We start from the raw sequence: 23270 nt of genomic DNA, 5'->3' as shown, positions 1-23270 counted from the left end.
GCGGGGTTCCGCGCCCGTAACGGTGCCGCCATTGTAGTGACGCTCCCGGCGCAGCGGACCGGTACCTGTCCGGGTTGCTGCCGTGTGCTGAGGATAAAGTACACCCTGTGAACACTGCCCTGCCGAACTCACTGCCGTACTACTTCCCGCCGGCCTCCGACGCCGTGCCGGGTCCGCTGGGCCTGGCCCACCGCGGCTTCTCCCCGGCGGGCCTGGAAAACACCATGGTGGCTTTCGAAGCCGCTGCGGAGCTTGGATTCGGGTACCTGGAGACGGATGTACGGACCACCAGCGACGGCGTCCTGATGGCTTTCCACGATGAGACGCTGGACCGGGTGACGGATGCCAGCGGCGCGATTGGCCGCAGGAGCCTGCGGGAGCTGCACGGCGTGCGCGTGGGTGGGACTGAACCCATTCCAACATTCGAGGAACTGCTGGTCCACTGGCCCCGGATGCGCCTGAACGTGGACATCAAGGACGCAGCGGGAGCCGAGGCGCTCGCAGCGCTGATCGAAAAGCACCAGGCCCATGACCGGGTCCTGGTCACCTCCTTCTCCGACCGGCGGCGGCTGCAGTGCCTGCGGCAGCTGAGCCAGCCTGCCGCCAGCTCCGCCGGATCCTTGGCCACGGCGCTGCTGCTGCTGCTTTCCCCTCTCGGGCTGGGCCGGACTGTGGCCCGGATTGGCCGGTTCCAGTGCGTCCAGGTTCCGCTTCGCTTCCGGACGCTTCCCGTGGTGACACCTGCTTTCCTGCGCCGCTGCCACCGGGCGGGAATCCAGGTGCACGTCTGGACCGTCAACCAGAAGGAACTGATGGAGGGGCTGCTGGACCTCGGTGTTGACGGTCTGGTTTCGGACCGGGCAGATGAGCTGGCCGCGGTGTTGGCCTCCCGTGGTTCCTGGCCGCAGGGGCCGGCGGACTGACTGGCCCCCGCCCGCCCGCCGTGCTGTCCCGGCTAAGGAAACGCTGGCAGGATGGAACCCATGCGTGTCCTCATAGCCCCGGATAAGTTCAAAGGCAGCCTCAGCGCCGAAGAAGCCGCAGCAGCCATGGCCCAGGGCGTACTGGGGGTGTATCCGGACGCCGAAGTAACCCGGCTGCCGGTCGCCGACGGCGGTGAGGGAACCCTGGAAGCGGCGCTGGCCGCCGGTGCGGTGGAACAGACCAGCCGGGTGCGTGGACCCCTGGGCCGCGAAATCACGGCTGTGTGGGCGCTGGACGGTACGACGGCGGTCATTGAGACCGCGCGCTCCTCCGGGCTGATGCTGGTGGAGCCCTCGGTGCAAACATCCCTGGCCGCCTCAAGCTACGGCAGCGGCCAGCTCATCACGGCGGCCCTTGACGCCGGCGCCAGGGAGATCATCCTCGGCATCGGCGGATCGGCGATGACCGACGGCGGTGCCGGCGCGCTCCAGGCGCTGGGCCTGGAGATCCTGGCGGCGGACGGCAGCCCGGTTCCGCCCGGCGGTGCCGGACTGGCCCTGGCCCAGGCGGTGGATGGAACAGGGATGGACCCGCGGCTGGCGGACGTCCGGATCCGGATCGCCGCCGACGTCACCAATCCGTTGACGGGTGCCGACGGTGCTGCCCATGTTTTCGGCGGGCAGAAGGGTGCCGACGGGTCTGCCCGGCTGCTGCTCGATGAGGCGCTGGCCCACTGGGCCCGGCTGCTGAAGGAAGCCACCGGCGTCGACGTCGATGTTCCCGGTGCGGGTGCCGCCGGGGGATTTCCGGCAGCGTTCCTGGCCTTCACGGACGCCGTCCTGGAACCCGGGTTCGACCTCATTGCGGACCTGGTGGGGCTTGTTCCTGCCCTGGCCGGCGCTGACCTGGTCCTGACCGGTGAAGGTTCGATGGATGACCAGTCCCGTTTCGGCAAGGCTCCGCTGGAAGTCGCCCGGCTGGCAGCGGGTGCCGGCATACCCGTGGTGCTGATTGCCGGCCGGATCACGCTGGAACCCAGGGTCCTGGCGGAGTACGGGGTGGAGGCTGCGGTCAGCCTGCTGGACCTGGCACAGAGCCCGGAAGACGCAATGGCCCGGGCGGACTATTACGTCGCCCGGGCCACCCGTGCGGCCCTCGAAGGGGCCTGAATCAGCTCTGACCGGTCCTAGCCCAGGCTGGAGGGCTTGGCGCCAACGTCTTCCTGCGGCTCGTCCGGCATGGTGCCGCGCCACCGCGCGATCGCGCTCATGCCGTGGTAGATCACCAGGGTGGCAGCCGTACCGAGCGCGATGCCTTCGAAGGTCAGTCCGGCGACGTTCCAGGTGTAGTTGGCGATTCCCACCACCAGCGCCACGCCGGCGACTGAGAGGTTGATCGGGTTGGAGAAGTTCACCCGGTTATCAACCCAGATGCGCACCCCCAGGATGCCGATCATGCCGTACAGCACCACGCCGGCTCCGCCGAGGACGCCGGCAGGGATGGTGGCGATCAGGGCGCCGAACTTTGGGAAGAGGCTTAGCAGCACTGCCACGATGCCGGCCACCCAGTAGGCGGCGGTGGAGTACACGCGCGAAGCTGCCATGACGCCGATGTTCTCGGCATAGGTGGTGGTGCCCGATCCGCCGCCGGACCCGGCCAGCATGGTGGCGACGCCGTCGGCCATCAGTGCCCGGCCGGTGTAGGGATCGAGGTTGCGGCCGGTCATGGCTGCCACGGACTTCACATGGCCGATGTTCTCGGCGACCAGCACCAGCACCACCGGCACAAAGAGCCCAATGACATTGAAATGGAAGGTGGGTGCGGTGAACTCAGGCAGGCCGAACCAGCCGGCGTCGTTGATGGCGGCGAAGTCCACTTCACCCTGGATGATGGCTGCCACGTAGCCGGCGAGCACACCCACCAGGATCGAGAGACGGCCGATCAGTCCCTTGAACAGCACGGTGCACAGCAGGATGGCCACCACGGTGACGGTGGCTGTGAGCGGGCCGGCCTCGTAATTGGTTTTGGTGGTGGGAGCCAGGTTCAGGCCGATCAGGGCGACAATCGCGCCGGTCACTATCGGAGGCATCAGGACCTGGATCCAGCGGGTTCCGGCCAGCTGGGCCGCCAGGCCGATCAGGAACAGCGTGGCGCCGGCCATGATGATGCCGCCCAGGGCACCGCCGGGGCCATGCTGGTTCACGGCGGCACCAATGGGCGCAATGAACGCGAAGGACGAACCCAGGTAGCTGGGAACCTTTCCTGCCGTGATGATCAGGAACAGGATCGTGCCAATGCCGGAGAACAGCAGCGTGGTGGCCGGCGGGAACCCTGTCAGCAGCGGAACCAGGAACGTTGCCCCGAACATGGCGACCACGTGCTGGGCGCCGATGCCGATGGTCCGGGGCCAGGTGAGGCGTTCATCCGGGGCTACATAGGCACCCGGCCGAATGGTCTTGCCATCGCCGTGCATTGTCCAGTCTGTGCCTAGCCTGCTCATACGTGTGCCTTCCAAAGGACAAGGGGGAATGATTCGTGGAGAATGTTACCGGTGCGGCACGGTTAGCATGCCTTTGTTGCACGGCACCCAGTATTTTACCGGCAAGCGATTGGCTGCCCTGCGGCCTGGAACGGACGGAACAGCGTGGGTATATCAGTTTCTGGACGGAGCGTCCTCGTCACCGGCGGCGCCATGGGAATGGGCCGGCTCTACGCGGAACGGGCCGTGCGCGAGGGTGCCCGGGCGGTGGTCCTCTGGGACCGCGATGCGCAGGCGCTGCGCACCACGGCTGCTGAACTGCGCGCGCTGGGCGGCGCGGAGATCCACCCCTATGAGCTGGATATCGCCTCCGTGGATGAGGTGTTCCAGGCAGCCGGAGCCGTGCTGGCGGAGGCGGGTGCACCGGATGTGCTGATCAACAACGCCGGAATCGTCCGCGGAAGTTATTTCTGGGACCATTCGGATGCGGACATCGACGCCGTGATGAACGTGAATACCCTGGCCCCGATGCACATCACCCGGGCCTTCCTGCCGGCCATGATCGAACGCCGGACTCCGGCTCGTATCCTGAACGTCGCTTCCGCCTCCGGCACCCTCTCGGTGCCGAAAATGAGCGTCTACACGGCGTCCAAATGGGCCGTGATCGGATGGAGCGACTCGCTGCGGCTGGAACTCGTCAAAGCAGGCCACGGCCATGTGCAGGTGACCACCTTGATCCCGAGCTATATCAAGACCGGCATGTTCGAGGGTGCCCGCGGTCCGTTGATGACCCCGCTGATGGAGCCGGAGTTCGTGGTCAACAAGGCCTGGGCTGCCCTGCTGGAAGGCAAGGCCCGGGTGCAGCTGCCGTGGACCGTGGCGCTGGGAAGTGCCCTGCGCGGCCTGCTGCCGCAGCCGGCCTGGGACGTGGTGGCCGGCAGGGTGTTCAAGGTTTACCAGTCAATGGACCAGTTCACCGGCCGTCAGGCGGGTGCCGCTGCGCCGGCCCGGCAGCCGGCCGCGACGGAGCAGGAGCAGCAGAACCAGGAAACGGGGAGCCGGGCATGAGAGCAGAAATCGAAACCCAAACCGGAACAGTCGTTGATGGCATTCCTGCACGGATCGCCGCAGTCCGGAAAACGTATGACGCCGGCCGGACCCGCCCGCTGGCGTGGCGGCGTGAGCAGCTGAAGGCTCTGCTCCGGATGCTCTCCGAACGCGAGGCGGAGCTGGTTGCGGCCCTGCATGCCGACTTGGGCAAGAACCCGCTCGAAGGCTATCTGACCGAGGTCTCCATCACCCGGTCAGAGGCGGAATACACGCTCAAGCACCTGGACGCCTGGACCCGCGTCCGGAAGGTGCCGGTCCCGCTCGGCCTGCAGCCGGCGTCGGCCCGCACCGAACCCCAGCCGCTGGGGGTGGTGCTGATCATCGCGCCGTGGAACTACCCGGTGCAGCTGCTGCTGGCACCCCTGATCGGCGCCCTGGCGGCCGGCAACGCCGCGGTGCTCAAACCCAGCGAACTGGCCCCGGAAACCTCCCGGACCCTGGCCCGCCTGCTGCCCGAGTACCTCGATTCCGAGGCAGTAGTGGTGATCGAGGGGGCGCAGGCGGAATCCGAGGCGCTGCTGAAGGAACACTTCGACCACATCTTCTTCACCGGCGGAGAGCGCGTCGGGAAGGTAGTAATGCGGGCCGCCGCCGAGCACCTGACGCCGGTCACCCTGGAGCTGGGCGGCAAGTCTCCCGCCGTCGTGCTGGACGGGAACCTGGCCACCATCACACGGCGGCTGGTGTACGGGAAGCTGTTGAACGCGGGGCAGACCTGCGTGGCGCCGGACTATCTGCTGGCGACGCCGGACGTTGCACCAAAGCTGGTGAAGCACCTCGGCAAGGCCATCCGCGAATTTGTCGGCAAGGATCCGTCCCGGAGCCCGGACTTCGGCCGGATCGTCAATGAAAGCCATTTCGACCGGCTCACCGGCTACCTCCAGGACGGGACAGTCGCCTGCGGCGGCCGCAGCGACCGGGACAGCCTGTACTTGGAACCCACGATCCTCACCGGAGTTCCACTGGAGTCCCCGGTGATGCAGGAGGAGATCTTCGGGCCGATCCTGCCCGTGGTGACCGTGCCGGACCTCGGCGCGGCCATGGACATCATTAACTCCCGGCCGGCACCGCTGGCTTCCTACCTGTTTACCTCCTCGGCGGCGCAGCAGCTCCGGTTCGAGGAGGGAATCCGGGCGGGCAGCGTGAACCACAACGCGGCGATCGTGCAGCTGGCCGTCCCCGAACTCCCGTTCGGCGGCGCGGGAGCCAGCGGAATGGGCGCCTATCACGGCAAGGCCTCCTTCGACACGTTCAGCCAGCTGCGGCCGGTCTTCTCCAAGGGCACCCTGCTGGACACCCTGCGCGTGGCGTATCCGCCCTATAACGGGTTCAAGTCGAAAATCCTGCGGCGCCTGCTTTAGCGGCACCGAACAAAATGCAAGCGGCCCCCGGCTGGAAGTCCCGGAGCCGCTTAGCTGATGCGCATCAGTTAGGAAATGACGCCGTCCACGATTGCCTTGGCCTCGTCCTGGACCTGGCGCAGGTGCTCCGCGCCCTTAAAGGACTCGGCGTAGATCTTGTACACGTCTTCGGTGCCGGAGGGCCGGGCGGCGAACCAGGCGTTCTCCGTGGTGACCTTGAGTCCGCCCACAGCCGCGCCGTTGCCCGGCGCTTCGGTCAGGCGTGCGGTGATCTCCTCGCCAGCCAGGGTGGTGGCGGTGACGTCCGACGGCGAGAGCTTGGACAGTGCTGCCTTCTGTTCCCGGGTGGCCGGGGCATCAACGCGCGCGTAGACCGGGTCACCGAAGCGGCCGGTGAGTTCGCGGTAGTGCTGGGACGGCGTCTTCGAGGTGACGGCGGTGATTTCGGAGGCGAGCAGGGCCAGCAGGATGCCGTCCTTATCCGTGGTCCAGGCCGTTCCGTCCAGGCGCAGGAAGGACGCACCGGCGGATTCCTCTCCGCCGAAGGCCACTTCACCGGACAGCAGGCCCGGGACAAACCATTTGAAGCCCACCGGAACCTCCATCAGACGGCGGTCCAGGCTGGCGGTGACCCGGTCGATCATGGAGGAGGAGACCAGGGTTTTCCCGACCATCGCGTCCCCGCGCCAGCCGGAGCGGTTGGCGTAGAGGTACTCCACGGCCGCGGCGAGGTAGTGGTTCGGGTTCATCAGCCCGGCGTCGGGCGTGACGATCCCGTGCCGGTCGGCGTCGGCATCGTTGCCGGTGGCGATGTCGTACTGGCCTGCCTGCGCGATCAGCGAGGCCATGGCGTGGGGAGAGGAGCAGTCCATCCGGATCTTCTCATCCCAGTCCAGGGTCATAAACCCGAACTGCGGGTCCACCTTGGGATTCACCACGGTGAGGTTCAGGCCGTACTGCTCACCAATGGCACCCCAGTAGTCCACTGAGGCTCCACCCATGGGGTCTGCGCCGATGTGCAGGCCGGAGGAAGCGATCGCGTCCATGTTCAGGACCGAGCCGAGGTCCCCGACATAGTGCTGCAGGAAGTCGTAGGAACCCACGGAGTCCGCCAGCCGGGCCTGGCCCAGCGGAATCCGCTTCACGCCGCGCAATCCGTTCTCGAGCAGCTCATTGGCCCGGTTCGCGATCCAGGAGGTGGTCTCCGAATCTGCGGGTCCGCCCGAGGGTGGGTTGTACTTGAATCCGCCGTCGGCCGGCGGATTGTGGGACGGGGTGATCACGATCCCGTCCGCCTGGTCCGTCCGGGTGGCGTTGTGCGTCAGGATGGCGTGGCTCAGCGCCGGGGTGGGCGTAAAGCCGGTCCGCACGTCGATCAGTACGTTGACGCCGTTGCCTGCCAGCACCTCCAGGGCAGTGTTCTGCGCCGGTTCGGAGAGGGCATGGGTGTCCTTGCCCATGAACAGGGGGCCCGTGATGCCCTGCCCCGTGCGGTACTCCACGATCGCCTGCGTGATGGCGGCGATGTGCGGTTCGTTGAAGGCAGCGTTGAGTGAACTGCCGCGGTGGCCCGAGGTGCCGAAAGCGACGCGCTGACCCGGATCGGAGGGGTCGGGTGCGACGTCGAAGTAGGCATCCAGAAGTGCCGTCAGGTCAACGAGGTCAGAGGTCTGGGCAGGGGTACCGGCTCGGTTAGACATAAACCCAAGCATGCCAAAGATTCCGGGGTCTCCGCAGCGAAACGGCAGAAAGTGCCCCCTTCGCCGCCTGGCAAAGAAGGCACTCCCGGTATCAGCTGTCCGGACGGCGCTACTGAAGCATGGTCCGGTCGTCCAGGCTGCCCTTGATCTTCTCGAACTCGTGCAGCAGATCGGGGACCGTCATTTCGGCCTTCTGCGTGCGGTTCAGATCCAGGATGATCCGGCCCTCATGCATCATGATCAGCCGGGTGCCCAGGTCCAGGGCCTGCTGCATGTTGTGCGTGACCATGAGCGTGGTGAGCCGGTGCCGCTCCACGATCTCGCCCGTCAGCCGGGACACCAGGGCCGCGCGCTGTGGATCCAGTGCCGCCGTGTGCTCATCCAGCAGGAGGATTTTGGGTTCGCTGAAGGTGGCCATCAGCAGGGACAGGGCCTGGCGCTGGCCGCCGGAGAGCAGCCCGACCTTGGACTTCAGCCGTCCTTCAAGCCCCAGTTCCAGGGATTTCAGTTCCTCCCGGAAGAGTTCCCGCTTTTTGGCAGAGACACCCCAGCCCAGGCCGCGGATCTTGCCGCGTTCATAGGCAATGGACATGTTCTGCTCAATGCTCAGCTGGGGCGCGGAGCCGGCCATCGGGTCCTGGAACACACGGCCGATGTAGCGGGCCCGCTGGTGGTCCTGCAGCCGGGTGACGTCCCTGCCGTCGATGACAACTGAGCCGGTGTCCGGCCGCAGCTTGCCGGAAACCATGTTCAGCAGTGTCGACTTTCCCGCGCCGTTGCTGCCGATCACGGTGAGGAATTCCCCGGACGCCAGCTCCAGGTCGATGTTTGCCAGGGCGATCCGCTCGTTGACGGTTCCGGCGAAGAAGGTCTTCTGTACGTTCTGAATCTTCAGCATGGTGATTCCCGGCTAGCTCGACGTCGTGACGGTGGACTTCCGCAGGCTGCGGAAGGTGGGCAATCGGCGGAACACTTTCCATTGCGGCAGCACCAGGGCCACCACAACCAGCACCGCGGAGATCAGCTTCATGTCCGAGGGGTTGAAGCCCACCTGCAGGGCCAGGGCAATGACGATCCGGTACACAATGGATCCGAGGATGACAGCCAGCGTGGAGATCACGATCAGACGGCTGCCGAAGACGGCCTGCCCGATGATGACCGAAGCAAGCCCAACCAGGATCAGGCCAATACCCATGCCAATGTCCGCAAAGCCCTGGTACTGGGCAATGAGGGCGCCGCACAGGGCTACGAAGCCGTTGGAAACAGCCAGGCCAAGGATCTTCATCCGGTCGGTGCTGACACCGAAGCTGCGGATCATTTCCTGGTTGTCGCCGGTGGCCTGCATGGCCAGGCCGAGATCGGTGTGCAGGAACCAGTCCAGGAAGAGCTTGACGCCGATGGCCAGCAGGGCAAAGACCGCGATCGCGACGGCGCCGCCCAGGTAGCCGTTATCCCGCAGCGGGGAGATGAGGGTATCTTCCCGGAGCAGCGGCAGGTTGGCTTTGCCCATGATCCGGAGGTTGATCGAGTACAGCGCGATCATGGTGAGGATGCCGGCCAGCAGCCCGTTGATCTTGCCCTTGGTGTGCAGCAGTCCGGTAATGCAGCCGGCCAGCAGGCCGGCCCCGAACGCGGCAGCCGTGGCGGCCAGGGGCGGAGCCCCGTTGATAATCATCACGGCCGCCACAGCCGCGCCGGTGGTGAAGCTGCCGTCCACTGTCAGGTCCGGAAAATCCAGGATGCGGAAGGTGAGATAGACACCCAGGGCCATCACCGCATAGATAAGCCCCAGTTCAACAGCAGTGATCATGGAAGATCCGTTCCTTCAAGCAGGTAGTGAGCGCAGCGGGAGGGTTATTCGATGACCTTGTCGGCCTTGTCCAGCATGGCGGCCGGGATTTCGATTCCCATGTTGGCCGCGGCGGACTTGTTGATGATGAGCTGGATTTCGGTCAGCGTTTCCACCGGCATGCTGGCCGGATCAGCGCCGTCCTCGAGGATCTTCAGGGCCATCAGCCCGGTCTGGTAGCCCAGGGATTCGTAGTCGAGGCCGTAGGTCGCCACGCCGCCTTTTTCAACGGAGTCGCCTTCGCCGACGACCACTGGGAGCTGCTTGGCTTCGGCAATCTGGATTACCGACTGCAGGGCCGTGACGACGTTGTTGTCAGTGGGGACGTAGATGGCGTCCACGTCCAGGGACTCGGTGGCCTGCTGCACTTCGGCGGAGTTGCTGACGGTGGCCAGCTTGACCTCCAGGCCCAGCTCCTTGGCCGCTTCCTGGGCAAGCTCGACCTGCACGTCGGAGTTGACCTCTCCCGAGCTGTAGACGATGCCGACGCTCTTGGCATCCGGAGCCAGCTCCTTGATCAGGCCGATCTGCTCCTTGACCGGGTTCAGATCGGAGGTGCCGGTGATGTTGGCACCCGGGGAGTCCCAGGAATCGACCAGGCCGGCAACTTCGGGCTCCGTGACTGCGGTGAACAACACCGGAACCTCGGTGATCGCCTGGGCCGCCGCCTGGGCTGCCGGGGTGGCGATGGCCAGGACCAGGTCCTTTCCGTCCGAGGCGAAGGACGATGCGATGGTGGTGGCCGTGGCCTGGTCGCCAGAGGCGTTCTGGATATCCAGCTCCAGGTTCTCGCCCTCGGTGTACCCGTTCTCCTCGAGTGCCCGGATGAAGCCCTTGCGGGCCTGGTCCAGGGACGGGTGTTCCACCAGCTGGCTGATGCCGATCCGGACCGTGTCGCTGCTTCCGGCGGCTGTGTCCCCGCCGCAGCCGGTGGCTGCCAGCGATACTCCCAGCAGCAGGGCCCCCAGTGCCCCTGTCTTCGAACGCTTCATCGTTGCCCTTTCAGTGCGCTGCCCAGCGGCGGACGGCGCCGGGGCAGGATGACGTGGTACCGGGCGGGGCTTCCGGTCCCGCGGGCCGACGTCGTTATCGGTCCACGGTGTACGGGTGCCTTTGCGCACCGGCTGGTCCCACGATACTAACTGTGAGGGTGGTCACATTGTCTAATTCGACGCGCACTGTAAAGACAGTTGACTGGTTGTTCGGGGCCATCGAGGACAAATATGGCGCCCTGACGAGCCAAGGCCGTCAGATTGTCTAGGTAGATTCGGCTGCCCAAGGGCCCGGAACGCAGAAAGTGCCCGCCTGGTGATCCAGGCGGGCACTTTCTTGGCTGTGGGGGAGGGGTTACCGTACTCCGCCCATGAGCTTCTTGATCGACGGAGCGCAGAGGGCAAGGATGATGCCCAGCACGATCGCGGCGATGCCGAGGAAGGAGAAGTAGGACACCTCGGTCTCGGTGGAGTAGAACTGCGCGAGCCAGCCCGAGAGCGTGCTGCCCAGGGAGACCGAGAGGTAGAACAGTGCCACCATCTGGGTCGGGTAAGCCGCCGGGGCAAGCTTGGTCGCTGCAGAAAGGCCGATCGGGGAGAGTGAAAGCTCAGCGAACGTGAACAGCAGCAGGATGCCGGCCAGGGCCAGCAGGGGTGTGCTGTTGGGTCCGCCCCCGGAGAACGGGATGAAGGCCAGGAAGGCCAGTCCCATCACGGCCAGGCCGATGGCGAACTTAACCGGCGTGCCCGGCTGGCGGGTGCCCAGCTTGGTCCACATGCTCGCGAAGACGGCCGCGAAGATGATGATGAAGATCGGGTTAATCGACTGCACGAAGCTCGGGGGCATCTGCCAGCCGAACAGGTCCAGGTTGAGCGAGGAGTCTGCATAAAGCGCCACGACGGTGAACTGCTGCTGGAACAGGGCCCAGAAGGCGGTGCTGGCCACAAAGAGCGGCATAAACGAGTACACCCGGCGGCGTTCGAGCGTGTTGACGCGCTTGCTGGTGAGGATCACCGCAAAGTAGCCGATCGACGCCAGCAGCGCGAGGACAGCCATAACGCTGACCAGGTTTTCGCTCGTCACCAGGCCGAAGCCGATAGCCAGTGCCACGACAATCAGCACGGCTGCGGCGATTCCGCCCATGCGCGCGTACTTGCTCTTAGGCAGCGGGTTGGCGACGATGTGGGCGGACTCGGGCAGGTGCTTGCGGGTCGCTGCGTACTGGGCCAGGCCGATGGCCATGCCGACGGCGGCCAGGCCGAAGCCGAAGTGGAAGCCCATGCTGTTCCAGACCAGACCGGTCAGGATGGGGCCAATCAGACCGCCGATGTTGATGCCCATGTAGAAGATGGAGAAGCCGGCGTCGCGGCGTTCATCCTTCTCCTCGTAGAGCGTTCCCACGAGGGCGGTGGCATTGGCCTTCAGGCCGCCGGAGCCCAGGGCGATCAGCACCAGGCCGATGGCCAGACCTGCGTAGCCCGGAACCAGGGAGAGCGAAACATGGCCAAGCATGATGATGATGGCCGAGTAGAAGAGGGTCCGTTCCGAACCGAGGATGCGGTCCGCTACCCACGCACCGAGGATGGTGGAGAGGTAGACGCCGCCGCCGTAGGCTCCGACAAGTCCTGCCGCGACCCCTTCGTTCATGCCCAGGCCGCCGTCAGTGACGGAGTAGTACATGTAGTACAGCAGGATGCCCTGCATACCGTAGAAGGAGAACCGCTCCCAGAGCTCAACGCTGAACAGGTTGGCTAGCATCCGGGGGTGGCCGAAGAAGGCCTTGCGCGCAGGTGCTGCGGACGCGGGTTGTGTGGAGGGAGGACTTGAAGTCATGTCTCCATCGTCGCAAAGCCTAACGAAGGCACGTTTGAGCACTTAGCCCAAAAACCGGATGCTTCTAGGGGTTACAAGCAAGGTTCTGTGTGTAGAATCACCGCAAATTGCTCACTTTTGTCCACATTTTGGACAAAGTGGCGTCAGATGAAGGGGTTCACCTGTTATTGGGACTCCAGCTGGGCGGCAACGGCCAACAGCTCGGCCTCCGCTCCGGGGCGCCCGATGAGCTGGATGCCCATCCAGAGTCCTGCCGCGGTGCGGTAGGTGGGAACCGTAATGGCCGGCAGGCCGCTGACGTTGACCATCGAGGTGAACGGCGAGTACTGGCACTGCCGCGCGTAGTCCTCATCGGCGTCGCCCGTCCAGTACCAGCCGATGGAGCGTGGGGTCATGCCCAGCACCGGGGTAAGGATCATGTCCCATGCCGCATACTGCCGGATGGTGTCTTCCTCGAAGCCGCGCAGGATGTCCACGGCCTCGGCCAGATCTGCTGCGGAGCGCTGGAGGGCGCGGCGGCGCATCGTCGCTGTGAGCGGAACCAGCTGGTCTTCCTGACCAGCCGGGAGTGGAATATTGGCCAGCGGTGCGGTCCACACGAGGCTGAAGGCGTCCGGATACCGTTCGTCGTAGTGGACATCGGCTTCTTCGACACTGTGCCCGGCGCCGGTCAGGGCCAGAATGCCGGCCTCCAATCCAAGAAGGACTTCCGGATCCAGTCGGATGTCGAGGCGCGATTCAAAGGGGGAGCGGGTGCTGACGCCGATCCGGAAGCGTCCCTCGGCCCGCAGTGCTGCTTCCAGGAAGGTGCCGCCGGGGGTGGGGGCGGACGTGGCGTGGAAATTCGGCTCGGCCACCATGGCGTCCAGCAGCAGGGCCGCGTCCGCTGCGTTGCGCGCCAGCGGCCCGGCGACGACGAGCTGGCCGAGGTCGCGCTGCCCGCCGCCCGCCGGAATCCGGCCGCGGTTCGGTTTCAGGCCAACCAGTCCCGTGGCGGCAGCGGGAATGCGGACGGACCCCCCGCCGTCTGTCCCGGGCGCAAAGGGGAGCATGCCTGCGGCCACCGCCGCGGCGGAGCCGCCGGAGGATCCCCCTGGACTCAGGGAGGGGTCCAGCGGATTGCGTGCCGGAGGTGCGATGAGGTTCTCGCTGTAGCTGCTCAGGCCAAACTCCGGCACCTGCGTTTTGCCGAGGCTGACAGCTCCTGCCGCGCGCAGGACGGAGACCAGGGGTCCGTCCTCGGCTGCAGGTGCCGCAGGAACGGCGGCGCTGCCCATGGTGGTGGGTACGCCGGCAACATCGGTGAGGTCCTTGTGCGCCAGCGGCATGCCGTGGAGCAGGGCCGGCGCCTGGCCCCGGGCCAGGGCATCATCGGCCCTGGATGCCTCAGCCAGTGCCAGGTCCGCGGTAACCGCAATGAACGAACCGAGCGACGGGTTGAGGGCGTCGATCCGGCCCAGGTAGAACTCGGCAGCCTCCCTCGCAGATACTTCCCCCGCGGCCAGGGCATTTCTAAGCTCCAGGGCGGTCAGGGCGCCCAGCCCTGCACTGGAAGGCGTTCCAGCGGGATCATCCTGCACGGGTGGGCCAATGGGCATTGCTACCTCCGGGGTGGGGGCCGTTTGGTTCTCTGGTGGTGCTTCCCACTATAGGCTGGGAGGCGGGGCGGACCCCCGCGTCTGAGCGGGTTTACCGCCTTGTCAGCCCAGGCAAAGAACTACTGCGAGGAAGCTATGAGCGAGATGGAAAACGTGTCAGTGGAAGCCATTCCCGTAGGCGCCAAGATACTCGACGTCCGTGAGGACTATGAGTGGGAGGCCGGGCACATTCCCGATGCCGTGCACATCCCCCTTGACCAGCTTCCGGAACGCCTGGATGACCTTGATCCGGACGGCGACCTCGCCGTCATCTGCCGCACCGGCGGACGGAGCGCCCGTGCCACCCAGTGGCTGGAGGCGCACGGCTACTCTGCCGTGAACGTCACCGGTGGCATGGGAGCCTGGCTGGAAGCCGGCAAGCCGATGGTCTCCGACACCGGGACGGAGCCCACGGTCGTATGAGTGCTCCCGGCAAGACTGCGGCGCGGGACTCCCGCCTGCCCGGCACCATGGTCTACACCTTCCTGGGGCCGGAGGGTACCTTCACGGAGGCTGCGCTGCTGCAGGTTCCCGGCGCGGAAGAGGCTGTCCGGATACCGTCGAGCTCGGTCAACGCGGCACTGGAAATGGTCCGCTCCGGACATGCCAACGCTGCCGTGGTGCCCATCGAGAACTCCGTCGAGGGCGGAGTCAGCGCCACCCTGGATGCCATCTCCGTGGGTCAGCCGCTGAGGATTCTGCGGGAGATCCTGGTCCCGATTACCTTCGTGCTGGCTGTCCGGCCGGGTATGGAACTGGCCGATATCCGCCGGGTTTCCACCCACAGCCATGCCTGGGCGCAGTGCCGCAACTGGGCCGAAGCTAATATTCCCCAGGCGGAATACATCCCGTCCTCCTCCACCGCAGCCGCTGCTGTCGGGTTGACGGACGGGGACTCGGGATTCGACGCCGCGATCTGTGCGCCGCTGGTTGCCGCCAGGCTGGGGCTGAATGTGATTGCCCGCGGAATCGGGGACTATGCGGAGGCTGTCACCCGGTTCATCCTGGTCAGCCTGCCGGGCCTGCTGCCCGAACCCACCGGCGCTGACAAAACCACCGTGGTCATCCCGCTGCCGGAGGACCGCCCCGGCGCATTGATGGAAATCCTGGAACACTTCACGGCCCGCGGCGTGAACCTGAGCCGGATCGAGTCCCGTCCAACCGGCGCCTTCCTGGGGGACTACTTCTTCAGCATTGACGCTGACGGGCACGTCTTCGATGCGCGGGTGGCAGATGCCCTCAAGGGACTGCACCGGGTATCCCCGGGCCTCCGGTTCCTTGGCTCCTACCCCCGGGCCGACTACCGCCGGCCGGAAGTTCTGCCGCACACCTCGGACCAGGCCTTCGAGGCTGCCGATCAGTGGCTCGAATCCCTGATTAACGGCTAAGCCCATGCCGCGCCTGCGCCGCAGTAACTGCGAACATCCCGGCTACACCCGGCGCCGATGGGGCAAGGGGTTCAGTTACCGCGGCCTGGCCGGGGAAGTGCTGCGGGATCCCGCCGAACTGCGGCGCATCCGCGGCCTGGCCATTCCTCCGGCCTGGGAAGACGTCTGGATCAGTCCCTATCCCAACGGGCACATCCAGGCCACCGGCCAGGATGCCGCTGGGCGGCGGCAGTACATCTACCACCCGCACTGGCGTGAGCTGAAGGACCGGGAAAAGTTTGACCGGGCGCTTCAGCTGGCCCAGGCGCTGCCGGGTGCCCGGCGGATTATTACCAAGCATCTGCGGGCGGAGGGGAATGGGCCGGAGCGCGCGTTCGCCGCGGCCCTGCGCATCATCGATTCGGGTGCGCTCCGCGTTGGCGGATCCCGTTACGCGGAAATGAACGGATCCTACGGGACAACCACGCTCCTCACGGAGCACGTCGCATTGGAAGGCGCCCGCCTGGTCCTGCACTTCCCGGGCAAAAGCGGACAGGAATGGCATGTGGAGCTCGACGACGAGGACCTCGCAGTGGCTGTCCGGCCTATGCTGGCACGGCCGGAAGCTGATACCGCCCTGGCCTACATCGGCGCCGATGGGCGGTGGCACAGTATTGATGCAGCCCAGTTGAACGGTTTCCTGCGGGAGGTCTCGGGTGGCGATTTCTCGGCCAAGGACTTCCGGACCTGGCAGGCTACGGTTTCCGCTGCCATGGGCCTGGCCCGCGCTGACAACCCGGAGGCCACCAAACGGGGGCGGGAGCGGGCAGTGGCTGCGACCATCCGGGAGGTCGCAGAACGGCTGGGCAATACTCCTGCCGTGGCCCGGAAATCCTATGTTGATCCTCGAGTGGTGGACCGGTTCCTCGGCGGAGAGGTCATCCCGGTGGCCGGTTACTCTGCCTCCGAAACGGCTGTGCGCGAGATGCTCGGCGGATAGGCGCGCATTTGCATGCCAACCTATGGTAAGTATGCTTATAGACCCGATGCCGGGAGGTGTGCGGGCAAGCCAGCCAACGAAAGGCGGACCATGAGCGAGTACCCGAACGAAGAAGAGCAGCTCACGAACCCCAAGCCCAGCGGCCAGTCCACGGGCGATGACAATTGGCGCGGAGACGCGGCGGACCAGGGAAATGACATCCGCTTCGCCGAAGAGCAGGAGCTCATCCGCGAACAGGCCTCCCCGGAATCCGTCCGGCGGGATGACGACGGCGAATACACCGACGCCGAGGGGTCCAAAGAACCACCCGCCGGCCACCCCGGCAAGAGCAAGACTGCCGGATCCAAGGAAACCGAGGGCGGTTACACGGATTCTGAGGGCACCCAGGACTGAACCCCGCAAGGCGCCGGCCGGTCCAGGAGTGTTCTGATCTGAGGCCGGTGGCACCAGGGGCTGACCGGACCCGCCGCAGTCTAAGCGGCGGGTCCCTGGGTCTGTGCGGCGCCTGAGGAGCGGACCCGCAGCGACTGCGGGTCAACCGTCACGGTGACGCTGGTCGCCGCGCCGCTGAGGTCGCCGTCGAGCTGCGTGATGGTTGGCTCCTCCGTGCTCACGGTCACCGTGCGGGCCCGCTGGTACTCAATAACCGGAAGCTCCCGCCGGTTCCGGGTGACAACCTTGCCCAGAACTGCCGCCCAGCCGAACACCGTGCGCGGACTGAGCACCACGATGTCCAGCAGGCCGTCGTCCACTGCGGCCAGGGGAATGAAATCGATTCCGGCGGGCAGCTGGCCGGTATTCGCGAAGACAACGCTGCTGACCTTCCGGACCTGCGCCGGTCCGCCGTCGACCTGGATCCGCATCCGGCGCCGCGGTCCGGGCAGCAGCCGCACCCCGGCTTCGCTGTAAGCCAGCCAGCCCACCCGCTTTTTCAGTCCGTCCCGGGTCGCAGCGATCACCTCCGCGTCCAGCCCGATGCCGCCCATCACCAGGAAATTACTGGTTGAACGGTCACCGGTACGGGCGTTCTCCAGTGCGATACGGCCCATGTCAATTCGACGCTCAGCGCCGTGCAGCGCCGTCTGGATACTGCCGTGCAGGTCATTCACCGGGAGTCCAAGGTTCCGGGCCAGCAGGTTGCCCGTGCCCAGCGGGAGCACTCCCATGGCAGCCGGTGAGCGGGCGACGGCGCGGGCGACCTCCCGGACGGTGCCGTCGCCACCTGCGGCCAGGACGACGTCGGCTCCCGCCGCCAGCGCCTGCTGGGCCTGGTGGAAGCCGGGGGATTCCACGGTGGTCTGCAGGATGAGCGGCGGCTCCCATCCGGCGAGCTCGCAGGCCTCGGCGAGGGCTGTCCGGGCTGGACCGGCCTGCATCTTGACCGGATTGATCACCATGGCGACCCGCTGGCTGGGGGCCGCTACCGGCCGGGTGACCCGTTCCGCGGCGAGCTGGCGCCGGTGCCGGCGGGAAGCTATCTGCCATGTGGCCAGGGAGGCGATGACGGCGGTGGCCAGGAGCAGGAATACAGCTAATTCGGCGGGCATGGTGCCCTCCAGAATAGCCGCAGGAGGGTGTGCAATCCCCGGATTGGGTTTTCGGTACCCTTGAGACGTGATCGATGTTAATGAACTGCGCGAAAATCCCGACAAGTTCCGAGCTTCCCAGCGCGCCCGGCTGGCCGAGCCGGAGCTGGTGGACGCAATCATTTCCGCGGATGCCCGCCGGCGCGAGACCCGTACCCGCTATGAGACGCTGCGCGCGGAGCAGAACGCCTTCGGCAAGCGCGTAGCCCAGGCCAAGGGCGAGGAAAAGCAGGCACTCCTGGCTGAGGTCAAGGAGCTCGCTGCTGCCGTCAAGGCCGCCGGGGCAGAGGCTGACGCGGTGCAGGCCGAGCAGGAAGCCCTGGTCCGCCGTGTAGCCAACGTCGTTGAAGACGGCGTTCCCGCCGGTGGTGAAGACGACTTCACCGTACTCAAGACGGTCGGCAAGCCCCGCGACTTCGAGGCTGAGGGCTTCGCCCCGCGCGATCACCTGGAACTGGGCGAACTGCTCGGCGCGATCGACATGGAACGCGGCGCGAAGGTCTCCGGTTCACGCTTCTACTTCCTGCGCGGCGTCGGTGCCCGCCTGGAACTGGGCCTGCTGCAGATGGCCATGGACCAGGCCATCAAGGCCGGTTTCGTTCCGATGATCACTCCCACGCTGGTCCGCCCGGAAACCATGCAGGGCACCGGCTTCGACGTGGCCCACGACGCCGAAATCTACCGCCTGGCCGAAGACGACCTCTACCTGGTGGGCACGTCCGAGGTGCCGCTGGCCGGCTACCACGCCGACGAGATCATCGACCTGAACGGCGGCCCGGTCCGCTACGCCGGCTGGTCCTCCTGCTACCGCCGCGAAGCCGGCTCCCACGGCAAGGACACCCGCGGCATTATCCGCGTGCACCAGTTCAACAAGGTGGAAATGTTCACCTACACCAAGGTGGAAGACGCCGACGCCGAGCACCAGCGCCTGCTCGCCTGGGAAGAGGAAATGCTGGCCAAGGTGGAGCTGCCCTACCGGGTGATCGAAACCGCCGCCGGTGACCTGGGGATGTCCGCCGCACGCAAGTTCGACTGCGAAGCATGGGTCCCCACGCAGGGCGCCTACCGCGAACTCACCTCCACCTCGAACTGCACCACATTCCAGGCCCGCCGCCTGAACATCCGCGAACGCCAGGAAGGCAAGACCCGCGCCGTCGCCACCCTGAACGGCACGCTGGCCACCACCCGCTGGATCGTGGCGATCCTGGAGCACCACCAGAACCCGGACGGCTCGGTCAACGTACCCAAGGCGCTCCAGCCCTACATGGGCGGCCTGGAAGTGCTGCCCGTCCTCTGACCCCTGGCTTCGGGCTGGTGCGGTATCCGCGCCGGCCCGAACGCCTGCATGGTTCTCCGGGTGTTCACCCGGAGTGTGAAACGCGTCCTACCGGTATTCACCACTGTCTGTTTATATAAAGCGATGACAACTCTCACTTCCGCCGGCATCGAAGACCGGCTCAGCTCAGAAACCAAACACCTCATAGCGCTCGACGTCGACGGGACCCTGGTGGACCACGACGGGCACATGTCCCCGAACGTGCGCTCCGCGGCCAGGGATGCGATCGCCGCCGGCCACCATCTGGTCATTTCCACCGGACGGTCCTTTGGAGCGGCGCTGCCGGTCCTCAAAAGCATCGGACTGACCGAGGGCTACACCGTCTGCTCCAACGGCGGCGTGACTCTCCGCGTGGACAGCTCGCTTCCGGAGGGCTACGAGATCGTGGACCGCGTGGTCTTTGATCCGCGCCCGGCACTGGATGCCCTGCGCGTCCAGCTGCCCACCGCCAAATTCGCCCTCGAGGACCACGAAGGCCGCTTCCTTTCCACGGAACGCTTCCAGGACGCCAGCTTCGGCGCTGAAGCGCAGGCCGTGGACTTCGAGTACCTCCGGGATTGCAAGGCCGTCCGCGTGGTGGTTTTCAGCACCGACAGCACGGCCGAGGAATTCGGCGAAGCCGTAGCGTCAATCGGCCTGCACGGCGTCACCTACTCCGTCGGCTGGACCGCGTGGCTGGACATTGCCGCAGCTGGAGTCACCAAGGCCTCCGCCCTTGAGCAGGTCCGGCGCCGGCTGGACATCGACCCCCGCAACACCGTGGCAGTCGGAGACGGCCGCAATGACATCGAGATGCTGTCCTGGGCTGCCCGCGGGGTGGCCATGGGCCAGTCGCCGCAGGAAGTTCTTGCGTCCGCATCGGAGGTCACCGGAACCGTGTACGAAGACGGGGCAGCCGCGGTGCTCCGCAGCCTCGTGGGCGCCCGCTGATTGGGGCTGCAACTCCCTTAGGCAGGACGCAAGGCAGGGCCTCCGGGTGAATCCTGGATGCCCGCAGCCGGGCTAGCGGCCGTAGGAAAGCGCTGCGGGAGGCAGGGCCGCCGGGCCCGCCGCCAAGTCCAGCAGCCGGGCCGCTGCTGGACGCGTGGCCCACTCCTCGGACCAATAGGATCGAACCACGGCTTTGCTGACCGCCTGGGTGGTGATCCCCAGCGCTTCTGCCACGTACTTCTGCTGGCCGCGCGCGCCGGGTGTCATCAGGTCCAGGACCTTCCATTCGGCAGCCGTACGGCCCGCCACAATCTGTCCCAGCAACCGCAGCACGGCCTCGGCCTCCGCAGCAACCTGCGCATCTGGCCCCTCCACGGCCAGGGGAATCCGGTCACCGGTGCGCTGCGCGCGCTCCACCGCCCGGCGGGCGTAAACCAAGCCAAACCCCCCTGCCTGCATCACGTCGGAGGGCAGGGGCCGGAGGAGTTCGCCCACCCCAAGCCCCACGTGCCACCGGCGGGCGCGGACGGCCGTCAGTGCGGCGTCGACCGCGGCCGCCGGATCAGCCAGGATTCCCTGGACCTCATCGCCCACCGAGCGCTGGAAGGCCACGGCCGCCGGGATATGCCGCAGGGCGCGCAGCAGCTCCGGAACCTGATCTCCCACCTCGCGGGTATCCCGCTGGTTGATGGTCAGCACGAAATGCATGGCATCAGCATGCCAGAGAAGGACCGCAAACAACCGAAAACGGTTGATCGGGCGCGGCGCGCCTCGGATGCCGCGCTGAGACCGCTGTTAACGACAAAGCGGCCGCCCACCCAATGGGTGGACGGCCGCCAGCCGGAACGCCGGAACGTGCTAGTTGTTCTCGGGGTTGGCGTCGACGTCGCGGCCCTGCGGCTCGTCCTCTTCGCTTTCTTGGCCCAGTGCTTCGAAGCGGGCGAGGGAGGCCTTGACCTCGGCCTCTGCGGCTTCGCGGCCTTCCCAGTCAGCGGCTTCCACCCACTTGCCCGGCTCAAGGTCCTTGTATTTGGTGAAGAAGTGCTTGATTTCATCGAGCAGGAACGGCGAGACGTCGCCGAGGTCCTGGATGTGGTCAAAGCGGGGATCCACCGGAACGCACAGGACCTTGGCGTCGCCGCCGCCGTCGTCGACCATGTTGAAGACGCCGATCGGGCGGGACTCCACCAGTACGCCCGGGAGCAGGTCGAAGTCCTGCAGCATCACCATGGCGTCCAGCGGATCGCCGTCCTCGCCCAGGGTGTTTTCGAAGTAGCCGTAGTGGGTCGGGTACTGCATCGAGGTGAACAGCACCCGGTCCAGGCGCAGGCGGTGCGTCTCATGGTCAATTTCGTACTTCACGCGGGATCCCTTGGGGATCTCGATCGTTACGTCGAGTTTCATAACGGCTCCTTGAAAGCGGCCCTACGGCCATGCAAACGGACAAACGGTTTCTGCACAATTCATGCAGGGTTCACGCACTTATGGACAATGGGCGCAGCCGGAATTCCCCGTCCATTTGGGAATGTCCGTTTGGCTCACCGCGCCGGTCTAGTGTTAAAGATATATGTCCTGAGGCATTACCGGGTTCCACCCCGGTCCCTGCCGCCTCGCAAACCGCCGCCGCTGAGGTGGAACCTGAGGCACCAGGGAAGTAATCGAGACGAAATTGGTGGCCCTTGGCTAGGATGTTCTCCGGCATTGCCCTTGCGCTGGCCTTTGCCGTGCTGCTGGTGCCCCTGGCCGTTTACGCCGGGCCGCCGGTACTGAAGGCCCTCAGCGGTACCGGCGTTGAACGCCAGGCAGCCGTTCCCTCCTACCAGAGGCCGCCGGCGGAGCTGACCCAGGTCCCGTTCGTGAATACGCTGGACCCCGCGGCGCCCATGCCGGATGCCGCTGTTCTTGGGACGCTGCTCGACGGCGAACTTCGGTTCAACGGCAGCGGAACCGTTTCAGCCGCCGTCACCGACGTGCGCACCGGCACCGTTCTGTACGAGCGGGACGCAGCGGCTGCCGGGATGCCTGCCTCCACCCTGAAGATCCTGACGGCAGTGGCTGTTGCCTCCACACTGGAACCGGACTCCCGGTTTGTGACAACCGTGCATTCCGCGCCGGCATCGGATGGCGGGACAGTGCTGGTGCTGCGCGGCGGCGGTGACGTCCTGCTCGCCTCCGGCGCTTCCGACGGCGACGCGGTGGTTGGCAGGGCAGGCCTGGCCACGCTCGCCGAAGAAACCGTCAAGTCCCTGGGCGCCTCGGCCGGGACGCTGCAGGTCCTGCTCGATGACACACTCTTCTCCGGCCCGGCACTGTCCGGTGCCTGGAACGCCGCCGACGTGGAAGCCGGCGAAATCGCTCCCGTGTATCCGCTTGCCGTCAACTCCGCGTGGACTGACGAGTCCCGGCAGTCCGGTGAGCGCGAGGACGACGCCGCGCTGGCGGCCGCCGAAGCGTTCCGTTCGGCACTGGCAGCCGCAGGCGCGGAAGCCGGACTCACGGTGGCCGACGGAATCGAGCGCGGCCCTGTCCCTGCCGGTGCCCGCCAGCTGGCCGCCGTCGAATCCGCGACCGTCGCCGAACAGGTCGAGCAGATGCTGCTGATCTCGGACAACTACCTGGCCGAGGCGCTGGCCCGCTCCGCAGCCCTGGCAGCCGGACGGGAGGCTTCCTTTGCCGGCGCCGTGGACACCGTTACGGCCCAGGCTGCGGCCCTGGGCATCGACACTGCGGGCATGGCGCTGGCTGATGTGTCCGGACTTGCCGCGGAGAACGAAGTCAGTGCCAGGCAGCTGACCGAGGCCGTCCGGCTGGTGCTCACCTCCGGCGGCGAAGGCCTGCGCGCCGTGGCCCGCGGGATGCCCGTCGCAGGGCTCAGCGGGACGCTGCAGGGCCGGTATGAGGGCGGGGACGACGACGCCGCCGGGGCAGGGCTGGTCCGGGCCAAGACCGGAACACTCTTTGAGGTCACGGCGCTGAGCGGCTACGTCACGGATGCCGATGGCCGCCTCCTGGCCTTCGCGCTGGTGGCGCGCGGATTGGACGGCAACACGGGGCAGGCCCGCAGCGCCGTCGACTCCGCGGCAGCCGTGCTGGCCGGCTGCGGCTGCCGCTGAGCGCGCATCCGGATTGGTGCCGGCGGGAGCGCATTCGGCTGCGGCTGTGATC

The 23270-nt window shown here is 66.5% G+C and carries 21 protein-coding genes; 11 read left to right on the top strand and 10 right to left on the bottom strand.

The genetic code is table 11. From position 1 onward, the window contains the following. Positions 1–107 precede the first annotated feature (107 nt). Positions 108–923: a glycerophosphodiester phosphodiesterase family protein gene (locus H9638_RS00835; protein ID WP_191745301.1), complete on the top strand. Its 816-nt coding sequence runs from the start codon at positions 108–110 to the stop codon at positions 921–923. Between the two features lie 51 nt (positions 924–974). Further along, positions 975–2093 carry a glycerate kinase gene (locus H9638_RS00830; protein WP_225216858.1) on the top strand — a complete coding sequence of 373 codons (1119 nt, stop codon included), beginning with the start codon at positions 975–977 and terminating at the stop codon, positions 2091–2093. Between the two features lie 17 nt (positions 2094–2110). On the opposite strand, the gene H9638_RS00825 is transcribed toward H9638_RS00830, so the two are convergent. Then, complete coding sequence (locus tag H9638_RS00825) at positions 2111–3424, bottom strand: uracil-xanthine permease family protein (protein ID WP_191745300.1); 1314 nt, start codon at positions 3422–3424, stop codon at positions 2111–2113. 144 nt (positions 3425–3568) lie between these two features. Here H9638_RS00825 and H9638_RS00820 point away from each other — a divergent pair, with 144 nt between their 5' ends. Both H9638_RS00820 and H9638_RS00815 read left to right on the top strand, forming a co-directional pair. After that, on the top strand, positions 3569–4471 hold the full coding sequence (locus H9638_RS00820) for an SDR family NAD(P)-dependent oxidoreductase (RefSeq protein ID WP_191745299.1): 903 nt from the start codon (positions 3569–3571) through the stop codon (positions 4469–4471). After that, positions 4468–5874 carry an aldehyde dehydrogenase family protein gene (locus H9638_RS00815; protein WP_191745298.1) on the top strand — a complete coding sequence of 469 codons (1407 nt, stop codon included), beginning with the start codon at positions 4468–4470 and terminating at the stop codon, positions 5872–5874. Before H9638_RS00820 ends, H9638_RS00815 begins: the two co-directional genes overlap by 4 nt. A 68-nt stretch (positions 5875–5942) precedes the next feature. Here the strand turns inward: H9638_RS00815 and pgm are convergent, their stop codons facing one another. The 6 genes from pgm to H9638_RS00785 form a co-directional block, all read right to left on the bottom strand. Next, complete coding sequence (pgm, locus tag H9638_RS00810; protein ID WP_191745297.1) at positions 5943–7574, bottom strand: phosphoglucomutase (alpha-D-glucose-1,6-bisphosphate-dependent); 1632 nt, start codon at positions 7572–7574, stop codon at positions 5943–5945. Positions 7575–7683: 109 nt separating this feature from the next. Beyond that, positions 7684–8472 carry an ABC transporter ATP-binding protein gene (locus H9638_RS00805; RefSeq protein WP_191745296.1) on the bottom strand — a complete coding sequence of 263 codons (789 nt, stop codon included), beginning with the start codon at positions 8470–8472 and terminating at the stop codon, positions 7684–7686. A gap of 12 nt (positions 8473–8484) precedes the next feature. Continuing rightward, on the bottom strand, positions 8485–9384 hold the full coding sequence (locus tag H9638_RS00800) for an ABC transporter permease (RefSeq protein WP_191745295.1): 900 nt from the start codon (positions 9382–9384) through the stop codon (positions 8485–8487). Between the two features lie 44 nt (positions 9385–9428). After that, a complete protein-coding gene (locus H9638_RS00795; protein WP_191745294.1) occupies positions 9429–10415 on the bottom strand; it encodes an ABC transporter substrate-binding protein in 987 nt (328 codons plus the stop codon). Between the two features lie 355 nt (positions 10416–10770). Next, the gene (locus tag H9638_RS00790) at positions 10771–12249 is read right to left on the bottom strand and encodes a peptide MFS transporter (RefSeq protein ID WP_191745293.1); all 1479 of its coding nucleotides are present in this window, start codon (positions 12247–12249) and stop codon (positions 10771–10773) included. A 164-nt stretch (positions 12250–12413) separates the two neighbouring features. Further along, a complete protein-coding gene (locus tag H9638_RS00785; RefSeq protein ID WP_191745292.1) occupies positions 12414–13847 on the bottom strand; it encodes an amidase in 1434 nt (477 codons plus the stop codon). A 135-nt stretch (positions 13848–13982) separates the two neighbouring features. Between H9638_RS00785 and H9638_RS00780 the strand changes: the two genes are divergently transcribed. From H9638_RS00780 to H9638_RS00765, 4 genes are all read left to right on the top strand, one after another. Then, positions 13983–14309, top strand: a complete 327-nt coding sequence (locus H9638_RS00780; RefSeq protein WP_191745291.1) for a rhodanese-like domain-containing protein — start codon at positions 13983–13985, stop codon at positions 14307–14309. Beyond that, positions 14306–15274 (top strand): prephenate dehydratase, encoded by a 969-nt coding sequence (gene pheA, locus H9638_RS00775; RefSeq protein ID WP_225216857.1) that lies wholly within the window; start codon positions 14306–14308, stop codon positions 15272–15274. The genes H9638_RS00780 and pheA overlap by 4 nt, the downstream gene beginning before the upstream one ends. Positions 15275–15278: 4 nt before the next feature. After that, on the top strand, positions 15279–16253 hold the full coding sequence (locus H9638_RS00770; protein ID WP_191745290.1) for a DNA topoisomerase IB: 975 nt from the start codon (positions 15279–15281) through the stop codon (positions 16251–16253). A gap of 90 nt (positions 16254–16343) precedes the next feature. Then, entirely contained in the window at positions 16344–16646 is a 303-nt protein-coding gene (locus H9638_RS00765; protein ID WP_191745289.1) for a hypothetical protein, read from the top strand. An 80-nt stretch (positions 16647–16726) separates the two neighbouring features. Here H9638_RS00765 and H9638_RS00760 read toward each other — a convergent pair whose 3' ends face one another. Next, the gene (locus tag H9638_RS00760; RefSeq protein WP_191745288.1) at positions 16727–17800 is read right to left on the bottom strand and encodes a diacylglycerol/lipid kinase family protein; all 1074 of its coding nucleotides are present in this window, start codon (positions 17798–17800) and stop codon (positions 16727–16729) included. A gap of 67 nt (positions 17801–17867) precedes the next feature. Between H9638_RS00760 and serS the strand changes: the two genes are divergently transcribed. Beyond that, the gene (serS, locus tag H9638_RS00755; protein ID WP_191745287.1) at positions 17868–19136 is read left to right on the top strand and encodes a serine--tRNA ligase; all 1269 of its coding nucleotides are present in this window, start codon (positions 17868–17870) and stop codon (positions 19134–19136) included. A gap of 123 nt (positions 19137–19259) precedes the next feature. Beyond that, positions 19260–20105 carry an HAD family hydrolase gene (locus tag H9638_RS00750; RefSeq protein ID WP_191745286.1) on the top strand — a complete coding sequence of 282 codons (846 nt, stop codon included), beginning with the start codon at positions 19260–19262 and terminating at the stop codon, positions 20103–20105. 72 nt (positions 20106–20177) lie between these two features. Here H9638_RS00750 and H9638_RS00745 read toward each other — a convergent pair whose 3' ends face one another. Next, complete coding sequence (locus tag H9638_RS00745) at positions 20178–20813, bottom strand: hypothetical protein (protein WP_191745285.1); 636 nt, start codon at positions 20811–20813, stop codon at positions 20178–20180. A 150-nt stretch (positions 20814–20963) separates the two neighbouring features. Continuing rightward, positions 20964–21509, bottom strand: coding sequence for an inorganic diphosphatase (locus H9638_RS00740; protein ID WP_191745284.1), 546 nt, complete (start codon positions 21507–21509; stop codon positions 20964–20966). A gap of 284 nt (positions 21510–21793) precedes the next feature. Here H9638_RS00740 and dacB point away from each other — a divergent pair, with 284 nt between their 5' ends. After that, complete coding sequence (dacB, locus tag H9638_RS00735; RefSeq protein ID WP_225216908.1) at positions 21794–23218, top strand: D-alanyl-D-alanine carboxypeptidase/D-alanyl-D-alanine endopeptidase; 1425 nt, start codon at positions 21794–21796, stop codon at positions 23216–23218. The last annotated feature ends 52 nt before the right edge of the window (positions 23219–23270 follow it).

Source organism: Arthrobacter pullicola, from assembly GCF_014836875.1.
GTDB lineage: Bacteria > Actinomycetota > Actinomycetes > Actinomycetales > Micrococcaceae > Arthrobacter_B > Arthrobacter_B pullicola.
Note: the sequence above shows the minus strand (reverse complement) of the source record. Positions and strands in the feature narration are given on the sequence as shown.